This is a genomic window from Xanthomonas sp. NCPPB 2933, assembly GCF_056725225.1.
The window spans coordinates 3,942,363-3,957,605 of record NZ_CM161518.1; the positions used below are offsets into that span (position 1 = coordinate 3,942,363).

12 protein-coding genes are annotated in these 15,243 nt (G+C 64.0%); 8 read left to right on the forward strand and 4 right to left on the reverse strand.

The genetic code is table 11. The features are described from left to right. Positions 1 to 31: 31 nt before the first annotated feature. The 3 genes from minD to AC1PLU_RS16355 all read left to right on the forward strand — a co-directional run bounded on the left by minD (position 32) and on the right by AC1PLU_RS16355 (position 1,756). On the forward strand, positions 32 to 841 hold the full coding sequence (gene minD / locus AC1PLU_RS16345) for a septum site-determining protein MinD (protein WP_481106756.1): 810 nt from the start codon (positions 32 to 34) through the stop codon (positions 839 to 841). 2 nt (positions 842 to 843) lie between these two features. After that, positions 844 to 1,101 (forward strand): cell division topological specificity factor MinE, encoded by a 258-nt coding sequence (gene minE, locus AC1PLU_RS16350; RefSeq protein WP_005994583.1) that lies wholly within the window; start codon positions 844 to 846, stop codon positions 1,099 to 1,101. 187 nt (positions 1,102 to 1,288) lie between these two features. Further along, positions 1,289 to 1,756 (forward strand): hypothetical protein, encoded by a 468-nt coding sequence (locus AC1PLU_RS16355; protein ID WP_481108540.1) that lies wholly within the window; start codon positions 1,289 to 1,291, stop codon positions 1,754 to 1,756. Between the two features lie 50 nt (positions 1,757 to 1,806). On the opposite strand, the gene AC1PLU_RS16360 is transcribed toward AC1PLU_RS16355, so the two are convergent. Then, complete coding sequence (locus AC1PLU_RS16360) at positions 1,807 to 3,105, reverse strand: sensor histidine kinase (protein ID WP_481106757.1); 1,299 nt, start codon at positions 3,103 to 3,105, stop codon at positions 1,807 to 1,809. Then, positions 3,098 to 3,814, reverse strand: coding sequence for a response regulator transcription factor (locus AC1PLU_RS16365; RefSeq protein WP_481094865.1), 717 nt, complete (start codon positions 3,812 to 3,814; stop codon positions 3,098 to 3,100). The genes AC1PLU_RS16360 and AC1PLU_RS16365 overlap by 8 nt, the downstream gene beginning before the upstream one ends. A 136-nt stretch (positions 3,815 to 3,950) precedes the next feature. Here AC1PLU_RS16365 and AC1PLU_RS16370 point away from each other — a divergent pair, with 136 nt between their 5' ends. The 5 genes from AC1PLU_RS16370 to AC1PLU_RS16390 all read left to right on the forward strand — a co-directional run bounded on the left by AC1PLU_RS16370 (position 3,951) and on the right by AC1PLU_RS16390 (position 13,090). Continuing rightward, the gene (locus AC1PLU_RS16370; protein WP_481106758.1) at positions 3,951 to 5,684 is read left to right on the forward strand and encodes an ArnT family glycosyltransferase; all 1,734 of its coding nucleotides are present in this window, start codon (positions 3,951 to 3,953) and stop codon (positions 5,682 to 5,684) included. Positions 5,685 to 5,782: 98 nt separating this feature from the next. Then, complete coding sequence (locus AC1PLU_RS16375; protein WP_481108541.1) at positions 5,783 to 6,547, forward strand: phosphatase PAP2 family protein; 765 nt, start codon at positions 5,783 to 5,785, stop codon at positions 6,545 to 6,547. Beyond that, on the forward strand, positions 6,544 to 8,199 hold the full coding sequence (locus AC1PLU_RS16380) for a phosphoethanolamine transferase (RefSeq protein WP_481106759.1): 1,656 nt from the start codon (positions 6,544 to 6,546) through the stop codon (positions 8,197 to 8,199). Before AC1PLU_RS16375 ends, AC1PLU_RS16380 begins: the two co-directional genes overlap by 4 nt. 801 nt (positions 8,200 to 9,000) lie before the next feature. After that, positions 9,001 to 11,025, forward strand: coding sequence for a M2 family metallopeptidase (locus tag AC1PLU_RS16385; protein WP_481106760.1), 2,025 nt, complete (start codon positions 9,001 to 9,003; stop codon positions 11,023 to 11,025). Positions 11,026 to 11,155: 130 nt separating this feature from the next. Next, positions 11,156 to 13,090 (forward strand): XVIPCD domain-containing protein, encoded by a 1,935-nt coding sequence (locus AC1PLU_RS16390; RefSeq protein WP_481106761.1) that lies wholly within the window; start codon positions 11,156 to 11,158, stop codon positions 13,088 to 13,090. Between the two features lie 234 nt (positions 13,091 to 13,324). Here AC1PLU_RS16390 and AC1PLU_RS16395 read toward each other — a convergent pair whose 3' ends face one another. Together AC1PLU_RS16395 and AC1PLU_RS16400 are read right to left on the reverse strand one after the other, a co-directional pair. Further along, a complete protein-coding gene (locus tag AC1PLU_RS16395) occupies positions 13,325 to 13,726 on the reverse strand; it encodes a hypothetical protein (RefSeq protein WP_023903093.1) in 402 nt (133 codons plus the stop codon). A gap of 16 nt (positions 13,727 to 13,742) precedes the next feature. Next, positions 13,743 to 14,996 (reverse strand): multidrug effflux MFS transporter, encoded by a 1,254-nt coding sequence (locus AC1PLU_RS16400; protein WP_481106762.1) that lies wholly within the window; start codon positions 14,994 to 14,996, stop codon positions 13,743 to 13,745. Between the last annotated feature and the right edge of the window lie 247 nt (positions 14,997 to 15,243).

Consider the following 15,243-nt stretch of genomic DNA (forward strand, 5'->3'; position numbering starts at 1 on the left):
CCCAACCACTGAAATATTTCGGAGAAATCCTTTGGCTGAAATCATCGTAGTCACCTCCGGCAAGGGCGGCGTCGGCAAGACCACCACCAGCGCAAGCCTGGCCTGCGGGCTGGCAAAGCGCGGCAAGAAGGTCGCCGTCATCGACTTCGACGTCGGTCTGCGCAACCTGGACCTGATCATGGGCTGCGAGCGGCGCGTGGTGTACGACTTCGTCAACGTCGTGCATGGCGAGGCCACGCTCAAGCAGTCGCTGATCAAGGACAAGCGCTTCGACAACCTGTACGTGCTGGCTGCCTCGCAGACCCGCGACAAGGATGCGCTGACCCAGGAAGGCGTGGAGAAGGTGCTCAAGGATCTGGTTACCGACGGCTTCGAGTACATCGTCTGCGATTCGCCGGCCGGCATCGAAAAAGGCGCGTTCCTGGCGATGTATTTTGCCGACCGCGCTGTGGTGGTGGTCAACCCGGAAGTGTCTTCGGTGCGCGACTCCGACCGCATCATCGGCCTGCTCGATTCCAAGACCCGCAAGGCCGAGGAAGGCAAGACCGTTCCTGCGTTCCTCCTGCTGACCCGCTACAGCCCGGGCCGCGTGGAAGGCGGCGAAATGCTCAGCATCACCGACGTGGAAGAAGTGCTCGGCCTCAAGGCCATCGGCATCATTCCCGAATCCGGCGATGTGCTCAACGCTTCCAACAAGGGCGAGCCGGTGATCCTGGATGCCGAGTCGCCGGCCGGCATGGCGTACGACGACGCGGTCGCCCGCATCATGGGCGAAGACCGCCCGATGCGATTCACATCCGTGGAGAAGAAAGGCTTCTTCAGCAAGCTGTTCGGAGGGTAAGCATGGGCCTGCTCGATTTTCTCAAGAGCAAGAAGAACACCGCCGAGACGGCCAAAAACCGCCTGCAGATCATCATTGCGCAGGAGCGCAACCATCGCGGAGGTCCGGACTACCTGCCGCTGCTGCAGCGCGAATTGCTGGAAGTGATCAAGAAGTACGTCAACATCGATGCCGATGCGGTGCGGGTTGATCTGGTCAAGGACGGCGAGCACGACGTGCTGGATATTTCGGTCGCGTTGCCGGAAGACGGCGACAAGTAAGAGTGGCCGGCAGAACGACTGCGATCACCGCCAGGCTGCTCGCTGCGTTTTGCTAGCCACTCCACATCATCTGGACGGCACCGTGTTCGCACGGTGCCGTTTTAACGTGTGACCCGACCGCGAGCTCTCCGGCGTGACCATCGATTCTTCTTCCGCATTCGACCCCGAATCCGAATCTGCCACTGTAATGTGCGTGGCCGATATCGGCCTGGACGCACCCGCCGCGCTGCTCGCACGTTATGGCCTGCGCCTGCATCGCGTGGATGCGGGCGCGCCGATACCGGGCAGTTTCTGGGACGAGCCGGAGGCCGGCATCATCGGTTGCGATGTGTATGTGCGCGACGACACACCGGTGCATTCGCTACTGCATGAGGCCGGGCATCTGATCGTGTTGCCGGCAGAAAAGCGTGCCGCCGTGCATACCGATGCTACCGATTCGGTGGATGAAGAAGACGCGACCTGTTATCTGCAGATCCTGCTGGCCGATCAGTTGCCCGGTGTGGGCAGCGCGCGCCTGATGACCGACATGGATACCTGGGGCTATACGTACCGGCTGGGATCCACGCGTGCATGGTTCGAGCAGGATGCGGAGAACGCGCGTCGCTGGTTGAGCGAGCGCGGGTTATTGCCGGTGTTAAGTGCTGCGTGCGTTTGATAGGGCTGCGGTGCGATGCGCGATGAGCGCGCAATGCGCATCGCGACTATTTATCCCTGTAGCCCGGTCGCAATCGTCGAGCCGGACAGATCCAGCGTCGCCACCGTGCCCTGCCCTGCGCTGGAATCCAGATGCAGATGCCAGCCCAGGTGCTCGCATAGGCGCCCGATCAACTCCAGCCCGATGCCGTTGCCCTGGCGTGCATTGCCGCGTGCCAGCCGCGCATAGATGGCACTGATTTCTTCCGGCGTCATGCCATGGCCCGGGTCGGCGATGCGCACCACGCCCGGTGGAGAGAGCGAGACGCGGATGATGCCGCGGTCGCTGTTCTCGATCGCGTTGCGCAGCAGGTTGCCGATGGCGGTCTGCACGATGGCTACCGGCGCGGTCAGGCTGCACGGCGGCAATGGGTCGATGAGCACCTGCAGATCCTTGTCGGCACATAGATGCGCGTGGTCGGCGACGATCTCCGGCAATAGCTGATCCAGGCGCAGCGTGTCGTTGCCGCAGCTCAGCCGCCCGGGGTCCTTGGCCAGCACCAGCAACAAGGTGATCAGCTGTTCCACCGCACCGCTGGTGTGCGCGATGCGCTCGAGCTGATGACGCACCGCAGGCGGTGTGCCGGGCTGTTCCAGCGCCAGTTCGGCGGCGTTGCCGATCACCGCGATCGGCGTGCGCAACTCGTGGCTGGCGCTGTCGATGAAGGCGCGTTCGCGCTCCACGAACTGGCCGTTGCGCTCGAGATAATCGTTGAGCGCATCGGCGATGACGTACAGCTCGGCACTGCCCTGTGGGCCCACGGCGATACGTTGCGCGCGCCGCTCCGGGCGCAGCGCGCCGATATCGCGCGCCAGCTCGACCAACGGCCGCACCAGCCGCGCCATCGCATAGGTGCCCATCACCAAGGTGACGCTGATCAGCGCGATGCCCGCGGCGAGCATCCAGCGGGTGAGAAATTTTTCCAGCGCTTCGAAATCGGTGATGTCCAGCACCAGCGCCAGGCGACCGGCCTGCGCGGTGTCGCGCACCATCACCGCACTCTGGCGGCCGGCGATTTCCAGCTCGTCGTGCAGGCCGGGATGCAACGTGCGCAGCACCGGCGGCAACGCCGCACTGTCATCGACGCGGTACAGCCGCAAGGTGTCAGAATCCTGCCAGCGGTAACCCGGATCCTGGGCGCTGCGGTCCAGAATGCTGTCCAGTTCGGAGTTGAGCAGCGAGCGCCAGACGCCGTGTTCGGCGCGCTCGTGCAGATACTGCGCGGTGCCGAACACCGCCAGCGTCATCAACAACGTGTAACCGAACAACCACACCAGGACGCGGCGGCCCAACGGTCGCTGCTTAGCCATCGATGGATTCGCCTGTGGCAAGCGCGCTGGTGCCATCCAGCACCGCCAGCCGGTAGCCGAGCCGCGGCAAGGTGTGGATCAACTTCTGCGCAAACGGGCCGTCCACGCTGCGGCGCAATTCGTAGATATGCGAGCGCAGCATGTCGCCGTCGGGTGGGTCGTCGGCCCACAACGATTGCTCCAGCCGCTGCCGGGTGACGGCGGCGGGGCTGGCCTGCATCAGCACTTCCAGCAACTTGCGGCAGGCCGGATACAGATGCAGCGCCTGGCCGGCGCGGGTGGCTTCCAGCGTGGACAGATCCAGCCGCAGGTCGGCCACCTGCAGCAGCTTGCCGCGACGACGGCCATGCGCACGCGCCAGCAAGGCCTCGATGCGCACTTCCAGTTCGGGCAGCGCGAAGGGCTTGGTCAGATAGTCGTCGGCTCCGGCGCGGAACCCGGCGATCTTGTCGGGCAGTTCGTCGCGCGCGGTGAGCATGATCACCGGCAACTCGGACTGGTGCTGCTCGCGCAGGCGGCGCAGCACTTCCGGGCCGTCCATGCGCGGCATCATCCAGTCCAGCACCAGCACATCGTAATGCTGGGTAGTGGCCAGGTGCAGGCCGGTGACGCCGTCCGGCGCAGCGTCCAGGGTGTGCCCGCGCGCTTCGAAATACTCGAACAGATTGGCAACCATGTTGCGGTTGTCTTCGATGACCAGCAGCCGCATGAGCAGGTTTCCAGGGCGGCCCGGCAGGGGCGATTTGCGCATCCTAACCGAGCCTGGCCAAACGCAACCGTTACCGGTGCTTCCGACAGAATTCCGACCCGCTTGCCGGATAGTGTTCCGCCACTTTCATCAGAGCGTGCACGTGTCGCCTGCCATCTCTGCCGCTGTGTCCCGTCAACGCATGCTGCTGGTTGCGCTGGCGCTGATCGTTGTCAGCCTGCTGGCCGGCCTTGGCTTACGTCAGCCCAATCCGCCGGACGAGCCGCGCTTTGTGCTGGCCGCACGTAGCATGGTCGAGACCGGTCAGTGGCTGTTGCCGCATCGCGGTAGCGAGCTGTATGCCGAAAAACCACCGGTGTTCATGTGGTTGCAGGCCGCCAGTTATCAGCTGGTGCCGCACTGGCCCGTCGCGTTCTTGCTGCCTTCGCTGCTGGCGGCGCTGGCCACGCTGTGGCTGACCTGGGACCTGACGCGGCGGTTATGGAATCGGCGCGTGGCGCGCCATGCGGTGCTGGCGTTGTTTGCGGTACTGCAGTTCGGCCTGATGGCCAAGCGCGCGCAGATCGACATGGTGCTGGTGGCGCTGACCACGCTGTCGTTGTGGGGAATGCTGCGGCATCTGCTGCGCGGGCCGGACTGGCGCGCGTGGACGCTGGGGTTGTTCGCGGCCGGCGTGGGGACGGTGACCAAGGGCGTGGGCTTTTTGCCACTGCTGCTGTTGCTGCCGTGGATAGCGCTGCCGCGCAGGCACTGGAGTGTGTTGCCGGCGCGTGCGCAGGCAGGGCGCAGCTGGTTGTTGGTACTGCCGGCGTTTCTGGCCGGCACTGCGGTGTGGCTGGGGCCGCTTTGCATCGCGCTCCTGCAGAGCAACGACCCGGTGCTGCATGCGTACGCGCATGAGTTGTTGTTCAAGCAGACCGGCACCCGTTACGCACACGCGTGGCATCACGTAAAGCCGGTCTGGTACTACCTGCAGGTGATCGCCACGCTGTGGTTGCCTGGCTGCCTGTTGTTGCCCTGGTTGCTGCCGGCCTGGTGGCGACGACTACGGCGCGGCGATCCGCGCTATGTGCTGCTGCTTGCCTGGAGCGTGTTGGTGCTGGTGTTCTTCAGCGCCAGCCCGGGAAAGCGTGAGGTGTATATCTTTCCGATGCTGCCGGCGTTGTGTATTGCCGCCGCACCGCTATTGGCCGGGCTGCTGCGCAAGCGCGGTATCCGCGTGTTGCTGACCGGCTATGTGCTGCTGCTTGCGGTGGCCGCACTGGCATTGGGTGTCGGGATCGCATTGCATCTGCATTGGGCGGAAAACACGGCGCTCAAGCGCGGAATGGATCTGGCCTCGATGCAGTCGGTGGGTGTCTGGTTGATCGCCCTGGGCGTGGTCGGCCTTGCAGCGATCGCATGGTGGCGCGGCAAACGCGCCGGCACTGCGGTGGTGGTGGTGACCGCAGCGCTGTGGATCGTATACGGCCTGGGTTTGATGCCGGCATTGGATCCCTATAGCTCGGCCGCGCGATTGATGCAGCGTGTCGGTCAACGCATCGGCCCGGATGCCGAGCTCGGCATGCTGGCCTGGCGCGAGCAGAACATGCTGCAGGCGGATCGGGCGGTGACCGACTTCGGTTTCAAGGCATCTTGGCAACAGCAATGGGACAAGGCCGGTCCGTGGCTTGCACACGCGCCGGAGAAACGTTGGTTATTCGTGCTCAAGCAGGCTGTACCGGCGTGTATCGCTCCGGGGCAACGCATCGATATCGGCGAATCCAATCGCAATCAATGGCAACTGGTGCCGGGCACCGCGTGGCACGCCGGTTGCATCGCCACTGCGTCCGACACCGAACAAACCGGTAGCGATGGCGATACAGACTGAATGCTCGGTGTCGATTAACGGCTGGGCAACTCCGGTCCGACCGCTCTCCGACATCCGGGTTTCGAAGATGCCGGGCAATGACACAGACCGACATTCCGATGAGCACGCTTCCCGTCCATGCGCCAGTTCTGGTGCGCATCGCCCCTGATGTGCGGGCGCGTTTTTTTGTTCGCCATCTATGGATGCCGCTGACGGGTGTGCTGTTGCTCAGTGCACTGCTGATGGGCGCCGGTGGCGACCAGTGGATTGCCGATGTGCTGTATCGCCTGGAAGGCGGGCAATGGCTGCTCAAGGAGCATTGGTTTACCAGCGGCGTTATGCATCGCGCCGGCAAATGGTTGAGCACAACTGCAGGAGTCTGCGTGTTACTGCTGGCTGTGGCCGCTTGGTTTACTCCACGCAGGCGTGCATTGCGTTGGCCACTGACGTATCTCGCTGCATCGATCGCACTGTCGACCTCGCTGGTGTCGCTCCTTAAATCATGGACAGCGATGGATTGCCCCTGGGATCTGAGCCGCTATGGCGGTACGCAGGCAATGATCGGTTTATTTGAATCACGCCATGGCATTGCTGCGTCCGGGTGTTTTCCCGCCGGCCATGCAAGCGCCGGTTATGCGTGGGTGGCCCTGTATTTTTGTGCGCTGTCTCTATGTCCTGCATGGCGCTTTACAGGCTTGTTCGCAGGTCTAGCGGCAGGTCTCATTTTCGGTATTGCACAACAACTGCGCGGCGCGCATTTTCTCTCGCACGACCTATGGTCGTTGGCGGTGTGTTGGGTGAGCGCACTGGCACTTTACTGCGTGATGCTGGCTCGGCCGCATCGCGCGCGTGGTTTGATGTTGCAATCGGGGGATGCAGCATGAGTACCTGGCTACCGGAGCCGCAAGGGCAAGCGCGCCCGCGTGCGCTGACCTTGAGTACCCGGCCGACCGTATCGACCGAGACACTGGTCCTGCTGTCGAGCCTGTTTTTCGCCCTGGTGTGCAACCAGTTGTTCTGGCGCACGGCGATGGCGACGCATCCAGGCAGCATTGGATTTGCCATCTCGTTGATGGCGTTGTTGCTGGCCGTGCATGCCCTGCTGTTGGGCTTGCTGGTCTGGCGCTGGAATGCGAAACCGCTACTGACGGTGCTGCTGTTCACCACCGCATTGGCTGCGCATTACATGGACAGCTACAACGTCTATCTGGATGCGGACATGCTGCGCAACGTGCTGCATACCGACCACAAGGAATCGCGCGAGCTGCTCACCCCTGGCTTGATCCTGCCGCTGGTGTGCTACTTCCTGATCCCCACAACGCTGTTGTGGCGCACCCGGTTGCGCGCACGCAGCACCGGCAAGTCGCTGGCGATTCGCGCCGGCTTTCTGCTGCTAGTGGCAGTGGTGGGCGCGGCGGGCACCATGCTGTCGTTCCAGGATATTTCCGCGTTGATGCGCAATCACCGCGAGGTGCGTTACCTGGCCACGCCGATCAATTACATCGTGGCGTTGCGACAGAACCTCAAATCCGATTCACCGATCAAGCACGCGCCCAAGCAACCGATCGAACACGATGCAATGGCCACGCCACGTGCTGCCGGCAGCCGCCCACGCTTGCTGCTGGTGGTCCTGGGCGAGACCGCGCGTGCGCAGAACTGGGGCCTTAATGGTTACGCACGCCAGACCACGCCGGAGCTGGCGCAGGCCGGGGTGATCAACTTCCCGGACATGCATTCGTGCGGCACCAGCACCGAAGTCTCGGTGCCCTGCATGTTCTCGCCGTTTGGCCGGCGCGATTACAACGAAGACATGATCCGAGGCCATCAGTCGCTGCTGCATGTACTCGATCACGCCGGCATTTCCACACTGTGGCGCGACAACCAGTCTGGCTGCAAGGGCGTGTGCGATGGCCTGGAGCTTCAGAAGCTGGACGATGCCACCACACCGGGATTATGTGCCGACGGCCGCTGCATGGACGAGATTCTGCTCAGCGACCTGGCTGCACAGGTGCGTGCCAAGCCAGGCGATCGCGTCGTGGTGCTGCATCAACTGGGCAGCCATGGACCGAGTTACTTCGAACGCTACCCGGCGCATTTCGAACGCTTCAAACCAGTGTGTAAAACCGCCGATCTGGGCAGCTGCAGCCGCCAGGACATCGTCAATGCCTACGACAATTCCATCGGCTATACCGACCATTTTCTCAATCAGGCCATCCACACGCTGCGCGGTTTGCAGGACTACGACACCGCGATGATCTACGTCTCCGATCACGGCGAATCACTCGGCGAAAAAGGGCTGTATCTGCATGGCGTGCCGTATGCGATCGCGCCCAAGGAGCAGACCCACGTGCCGATGGTGATGTGGTTCTCGCCGGAGTTCGCGCGCGATCGCGGCCTGGATGAAACCTGCCTGCGTCACCGCGCCGGTCAGTACACCGATCACGATGCCTTGTTCCCCTCGATCCTGGGTCTGATGCAGGTCAAGACCAGTGTCTACGAACGCGAGCGCGATCTGTTTGCACAATGCGCGGGATGAACGCAGTTTGGATATTTCCCGGAACCGGTGAGAAGATCACGCCTGCCGTGTTTGTTCGCGTACGGATGGACGAGTCCAGAGCCCAGAGCAATTAGTCGAGGGCGCGGTGCCCTCGCCGCTCGCGGGACACGCCGCAAGTACCTCCCTGTAGGCTCGGTGGCGGCATCCATGCCGCCACACGGTCCCGCAAGCGGCGAGGACACCGCACCAGAGAGTTCGTCGGTGGTCGTGTGAAAAGCTGCTTGTTGCTCGGGGTGCATCGGGACGATGATCGGCCGCGGCGTTATCGGAACAATGCACATCATGCACTTCTTGCAACCATGCACACCGACCATCTCCACTGGTCCTTGCCCGCCCACCGTCGCGGGACCTTACGCGGCATGGATGCCGCGTAAGAGCCTACATGGACGTACTTGCGGCGTGTCCCGCGATGGTGGGCGGGCAAGGGCCCTGCAGCAAACCAGCAGATCTTCGCTCCACAAGTGACCTGTCCAAATTATCCAAGCACTCCGAGACAACCCATATCTCACTGTCTTATCAGTAGTTGATAAGTAGCTGACAAAACGTCGCGCGCAATGAGCAGGTACGTATGGACGACCCGCTCAGAGTCGCAAGGCCAGCGTGATACATCCCGCACCGAACACAGGCCGCGCCCGCCTGGCAGTGAGCCAGTAGTTTTGTTGGCTGCTCCACTAGCCACACATGGATTGGCAGCTATCCGCATCGCATGCACGGCGACACCGCTTGCCCTGAGTCGCGGCGCGCTCTAGCCTTCGTCGGACTTCACCGCAAGGACCATCCGTGAATCTTCGTTTGCTTTTGCTGGCATTGACTGTCGCTGCCGGCACCCTGTCGTTGTCGGCCTGCCGCCAGGATGCGGCCCCGCCGGCCAAACCCGCCGCCACCAAGGCCGCGCCTGCTGAAAGCGCCGACCAGTTCGTTGCGCGCATCAGCGCCGAATACAAAGCCGCATATCCGGAGCTCACCGCAGCGCAGTGGCTGTCGTCGACCTACATCAACGGCGACTCGCAGTTGCTGGCGGCCAAGGCCAACGAGCGCCAGCTGGCGCAGCTGGATCGCTGGATCGAACAATCCAAGCAATACGCCGGCCTGCCGATGTCGGCCGACAGCGCGCGTGCGTTGCAACTGCTGAAATTGATGAGCGCCCTGCCCGCCCCCCGCGATCCGACAAAGCTGGCCGAACTGACCCAGATCGCCGCCAAGATGGAAGGCGATTACGGCGCGGCGCGTTACTGCCTCGGCGAGGGCGAACAGCGCCGCTGCCGCCAGCTGGGCGAACTGGAACAGGTGCTGGCGCGCAGCCGCGACTACAACGAACAACTGGACGCCTGGCAAGGTTGGCACGCCACCGCGCAACCTATGCGCAAGGATTACCAGCGGTTTGTCGAGCTCGCTAATGAAGGCGCACGCGGGCTCGGTTTTGCCGATGTCGGTGTGCTGTGGCGCAGCGGTTACGACATGCCGCCGGCGCAGCTGGCCAGCGAAACCGACCGTCTGTGGGAGCAGGTCAAACCGCTGTACGCGCAACTGCAATGCTACGCACGCGGCAAGCTCAATACGCAGTATGGCAAGGACAAGGGCGAGATCGCCGGCGGCATGTTGCCCGCGCATCTGATGGGCAACATGTGGCAGCAGGACTGGAGCAACCTGTGGGATCTGCTGCAGCCGTATCCGGGCGCTGGCGATCTGGACATCACCGCTGCGCTGGAAAAACAGTACCAGGGCAATCTGAGCGCAGTACTGGCACGCGACGTGGCCAATACCGGCGAAGGCGGTAGCGGTGCGCGCTTCCAGGCCGAGCGCGAAGCGCAACTGCGCACTGCAAAACAGATGACCGAACGTGCGCAGGAGTTCTACACCTCGCTCGGCATGCCCAAACTACCCGACACCTACTGGCAACGCTCGCAATTCATCAAACCGCTGGATCGCGACGTGGTCTGTCACGCCAGCGCGTGGGATATGAACATGGGCGGCGAGGCGAACCAGAACATCGGCGCGGACGTGCGTACCAAGATGTGCATCAACCCGACCGAAGAAGACTTCACCACCATCTATCACGAGTTGGGCCACCTCTATTACGACCTGGCCTATAACCCGCTACCGCCGCTATTCCAGAATGGCGCCAACGATGGTTTTCACGAAGCGATCGGCGACACCATCGTGCTGGCGATGACGCCCAAGTATCTGCAGTCGATCGGCATGGTGGGCGAACAGCAAACCGGCCGCGAGGCGCTGATCAATTCGCAGATGCGCATGGCGCTGAGCAAGGTCGCCTTCCTGCCGTTCGGCTTGATGATCGACCGCTGGCGCTGGGGCGTGTTCGATGGCTCGATCACGCCAGAGCATTACAACCAGGCCTGGTGGGAACTCAAGGCCAAGTACCAGGGCGTCGCGCCGGCAAGCGCGCGCGGCGAAGAGTTCTTCGACGCCGGCGCCAAATACCATGTGCCAGGCAATACGCCGTACACCCGTTATTTTCTTGCGCACATTCTGCAGTTCCAGTTCTACAAGGGCCTGTGCGAAGCCGCCGGCCATCAAGGCCCGCTGTACGAATGCAGCTTTTACGGCAACAAGGACGCCGGGCAGAAATTCTGGTCGATGTTGCAGCGTGGCTCCAGCCAACCGTGGCAGACCACGCTGAAGGAACTCACCGGCAACGACCGCCTGGATGCCGGCCCGATGCTGGAGTATTTCGCACCGATGAACGCGTGGTTGAAGCAGCAGAATCAAGGGCAGCTGTGTGGCTGGCAGGCGACTGCGCCCGCTGCCCCCGCCAACGCACCTGCGCCTGCTGCAATGCGCTGACGCCCCATCTACCCAGCGGCCTGCGGTAGCCAGACACTGGCCGCCGCATAACATTCATTTGATAAACGTACAAAACGCCGGCGATATACTGCGCGCCCGCTGCACAGGCGCAGCATGCAGGACGCATCCAATGAACAACGCCTCCACCGGCCCGGACCAGCAGAACCTGGACCCCAACAAGCAGTTCATCGACGACGCGAACGATCGCGCGTTCGACCCGATCTACAGCAGCAAGAACAGCGACTACTCGGTAAAAGTGGGTAGCAGCGACATGGAGTTCAACCCCGAAGATGGGTCGGTCAAGTATTCGCAGACCAGCGAGCAGAGCAACGGCAGTAAAACCCAGTCGTTGGGCGAGAACAGCCTGCGCACCAGCAGCGCGCTAGGCCTGGGCAAGCTCAGCGATGCCGACGCCAAGACCACCACCTTCAACCTCGAGGCCGACGCGCGCACCGGCCAGCAGCAAAGCCTGCAGACCAAGCTCGGCGACGGCAAGTTGAACATCGAAGCCAGCGTCAGTGCCGGGCAGCGCATGCGCTATTCACTGACGCTGCCCGGTGTCGACCAGCCTGCAGAGGCTGCCACCCGCATCAATCCGCTGCAGCCGGAGAGCCTGCCGATCGGCGCACGCGCGGTGATGGACACGCAGACCTACACCCAGCGCGACGCCTCGGCGAGTCTGCAACACCTCAGCATGCAGAGCGAGATCACCGAAGCCAGCGGCCGCAGCTATCTGATCGAGCGCGTGGACGAGCGCCACGTGCGTGTGGTGACCGGGCCTAACACAGCCATCGAGGCAGTGAACGCGGTTGGCGTCAAGGTGGGACCGGCGCAGGCCCTGCTTGGGCGTGCCGACGCGCTGGGCCAGTCGCAGGTGCACAGCGCGCAGTTCGACCTCGCCGACCCGCGTGCGCTCGCGGCCATGGGCGAATTCGTGCGCGAGGGCAAGATTGCACCGGGCGTGCCGGGCGTCGATGAGCTACAGACGGTGGAGCGGATCAGTTTCAGCTCGCAGCAGCGTCTGCAGCTGGAATTGGGCCCGCTCAGCGCCGATCTGGCCGGCAACCGCAACGAAGGCAGCCAGGTGCGCATCAGCACACCGGGCCAGGACGGCTACACGGTGGTACAACAGCTGCAATACGGCGGCAACGTGCCGCTGACGATCGTGCGCCAGTACGACGGCAACGAGACCGAACGCGTGCAGGAACGCAGCTACCGCTTCGAGATCGATGGCGATGTCGCCGCGCCCGGGCTGATGCAGCGCCTGGGTGGCCGCAACGAGGCCAGCGAGGAAAAGGCGATCGCGCAAAATCTCAACAGCGCGCTGAGCGGCGAGATGGTGGGCACCGGTGCGATCAAGCCGGGGCAGAAGACCACGCTGGCATTCAGCGAGGTGCAGATGCAGGCGCTGATGGAGCAGACCCAGGCCAGCGTCGAGGCCAGCAAGATCGGCGGCAGCTCGCTGAGCTCGCTGGCCGGCGACCGCAACGCCCCGCCGCAGTCGCCCGAACACTTCGCGATCGCAATGGCCCGCAATGTGGGGGGCGAGCCTTATGCGTTCGTCGAGCGGCTGCAGCGCATTGCCGACGGCGCCGATGGAAAATACGACGGCCAGTTGCAGCGCATCGACACCGAAGCGCTGCCGCGCCAGGCGCCTGCGGCAACCGCGGCTTCGGATCCGCGCCATCCGGCCAATCCGGACCATGCGCTGCTGAAGCAATGCACCGCAGCGGTAGAGCAACTGGAGACCGCGCGCGGCCGCGTGCCCGATGCGGATAGCGAGCGCCTGGCAATGGGAGCCCTTGTCACCGCGCGCGAGCATGGGCTACAGCGCGTGGACCACGTGGTGCTCGGCCATGACCCGGCCCGGGGCTTCGTCGTCGAGGGAGCGCTCGATTCTCCTGCGCACCTGCGCGCAAGCTTCGATGCCCAGGCCGCGCAGCAGACGCCGCTGGAAAGCAGCGTGCATCGCTTGCAGGCCGTACAGGCCGAGCAAGACCGCAACGCGACCGTGCGCGAGCAGGCGCCGCAGCAGGAACCGGCACCGCACGCGCCTTCGCGCTGACACTTGCGGTTATTCCCGAAGACCATCCGGCAGCGCCAGTTGGGCTGCCGGATGGGGCGACAAGGCGAGTAACTGCTCAGGCCTGACGTAGCTCGGCGCTGCGTCAGGCATTGCATCGGCGGCCCTGGCCACCGGTACAGCTGCACCTCAAGAGGCGACCGTCAGGCGACCGTCCTTGCCTGCATCGATGAACACACCGGCGCGGGCCCATCGCGGGCCCATCCTCCGCACGCCTCAGTGCGTACGCGTCGGCGCCAGCTTTTGCGAAAACTCGATCCGGAATGCCTCGAAATCCCTGCCATCGGCAGCGGCTTCGGCATGCGCGGCATCTTTGAGCGCATCCGAATAGGTCAGCCGCACCGGCGTGCCCTGGCGTTCGTGCAGTTCGGCCGCGCGCATGATCAAGGCCAATACCTGCGCGGCGCTTGTGCTTTCGCCGGCGATGCGGCCGTCCATGCCAAGCACCCATTCGCCGTCGCGGCGGACGATGCCGGCAAGTAGCGTGCGTTGCTGGTCGCGCAGTTCGGCATGCGCTTCGATCGGCGAATCGGCAGTGACCTTGGCGGCGGCCTGGTTGCGCTGGCGCTCGGCGGCGCGCTTGCGGGCGTCGCGGCGCAGCTTGGAATCGGTGGACATGCAGGCTCCTGTGAGGTCAGAGGTGGTCGGCCGGCTCCAGAGGCACTGCCTCTGCGGCCTGGCGGCGGCGAAGACGGCGGCCGCTGCGGCGCTCCCAGCGCCAGAATAGCCAGCCCAGCAAGAAAAAACCGGTCATGCCGATCGCCAGATGGCGCGGGTGTTCACTCAGCAGCGGCGACAGCACCCCGGCCACCAGCGTATTGGTCATCAGCTGGGTGAAGGCCTGCAGCGAAGAGGCCAGGCCGCGCTGATGCGGGTACATGTCCAGCACCGCCAGCGCCAAGATCGGGAAGATCAGGGCCATGCCCATGCCGGCCAGGAAGATCGGCAGCACCGCCCACGGCAGGCTGATCTGCGCCACCGACAGGGTGTAGCCAAGATTGGCCAGCGCCGCCACGCCGCAGCAGATGAAGCCGATACGGATCTGACGCACCGGGTCCATGCTGCCGGCCATGCGCCCGGACAGGAACGAGCCCAGCGTCATGCCGCCGATGGTGGGGATGAACAGCCAGGCGAAGTCACCCTCGCCCATGTGCAGGTGGCGCATGATCAACACCGGCGCCGAGGCGATGTACAAAAAGATGCCAGCGAAGTTGAACGCACCGGCCGCAGCCAGGCGCTGGAAACGCGGGTTGAAGCCGATCCGCACGTAATCGTGCATCAAGCTGCGCAGCTGCAGCGGCGTGCGCGCTTCCACCGGATGGGTCTCCGGCAGCCAGGTCATCGTCGCAATCAGCAGCACCAGCCCGAACGCCACCAGAAACCAGAAGATCAGCGGCCAGCCCGCGCCGCTGAGCAGGATCCAGCCGCCGATGATCGGCGCAATCGCCGGCGCGATGCCGAAGATCATCGATACCTGGCTCATCAGGCGTTGCGCGTCCGCACCGTGGAACAGATCGCGGATCACTGCCCGGCCGACGATCATGCCGACACCGGCCGACAGCCCCTGCAACGCGCGGAACGCCAGCAAGGTGGGCAGATCCTGCGACAGCGCACAGCCCACCGAGCCGGCGATGAACAGCACCAGCCCGCCCAGGATCACCCGCTTGCGGCCCCACGCATCGGACAGCGGCCCGTGCGCAATGCTCATCACCCCGTAGGCGAGCAGATAGACGCTGATGGTCTGCTGGATCGCCACCTCGTCCACCGCCAGGCTGCGGCTGAGCCGCGAAAACGCCGGGAAGATGGTGTCGATGGAAAAAGGGCCGAACATCGCCAACCCGGCGAGCAGCAGCGCCATGCGACGGGTGGAAGGCATGGTGGGGGTCATGCAGGAGTCCGAAACGTGGTGCATCGGGGACACACACCAGCATCCGCGAGTCGCGGCGCCGGGATGAGCATAAGGGCGACGATGATAGGCGCTCGCCGTTGCAAGGTTAAGCGGACCCAAGCACAACAGCCGTGACGCGGCAGGCGCGGCGGGTGCGCCCGGTGGCGTGGACGCACGCTATAATCGGCCCGCAACACGGTGGGAGAAGCGGCACTGCCGCTGCCGAAGGCGCAACAGCCCGTAATCG

Excerpts from the sequence above, each read along its gene's own strand:
- minE (WP_005994583.1), top strand. The coding sequence starts at position 844 with ATGGGCCTGCTCGATTTTCTCAAGAGCAAGAAGAACACCGCCGAGACG.
- AC1PLU_RS16355 (WP_481108540.1), top strand. The coding sequence starts at position 1,289 with ATGTGCGTGGCCGATATCGGCCTGGACGCACCCGCCGCGCTGCTCGCA.
- AC1PLU_RS16360 (WP_481106757.1), bottom strand. The coding sequence starts at position 3,105 with ATGGCTAAGCAGCGACCGTTGGGCCGCCGCGTCCTGGTGTGGTTGTTC.
- AC1PLU_RS16365 (WP_481094865.1), bottom strand. The coding sequence starts at position 3,814 with ATGCGGCTGCTGGTCATCGAAGACAACCGCAACATGGTTGCCAATCTG.
- AC1PLU_RS16375 (WP_481108541.1), top strand. The coding sequence starts at position 5,783 with ATGAGCACGCTTCCCGTCCATGCGCCAGTTCTGGTGCGCATCGCCCCT.
- AC1PLU_RS16380 (WP_481106759.1), top strand. The coding sequence starts at position 6,544 with ATGAGTACCTGGCTACCGGAGCCGCAAGGGCAAGCGCGCCCGCGTGCG.
- AC1PLU_RS16390 (WP_481106761.1), top strand. The coding sequence starts at position 11,156 with ATGAACAACGCCTCCACCGGCCCGGACCAGCAGAACCTGGACCCCAAC.
- AC1PLU_RS16395 (WP_023903093.1), bottom strand. The coding sequence starts at position 13,726 with ATGTCCACCGATTCCAAGCTGCGCCGCGACGCCCGCAAGCGCGCCGCC.
- AC1PLU_RS16400 (WP_481106762.1), bottom strand. The coding sequence starts at position 14,996 with ATGACCCCCACCATGCCTTCCACCCGTCGCATGGCGCTGCTGCTCGCC.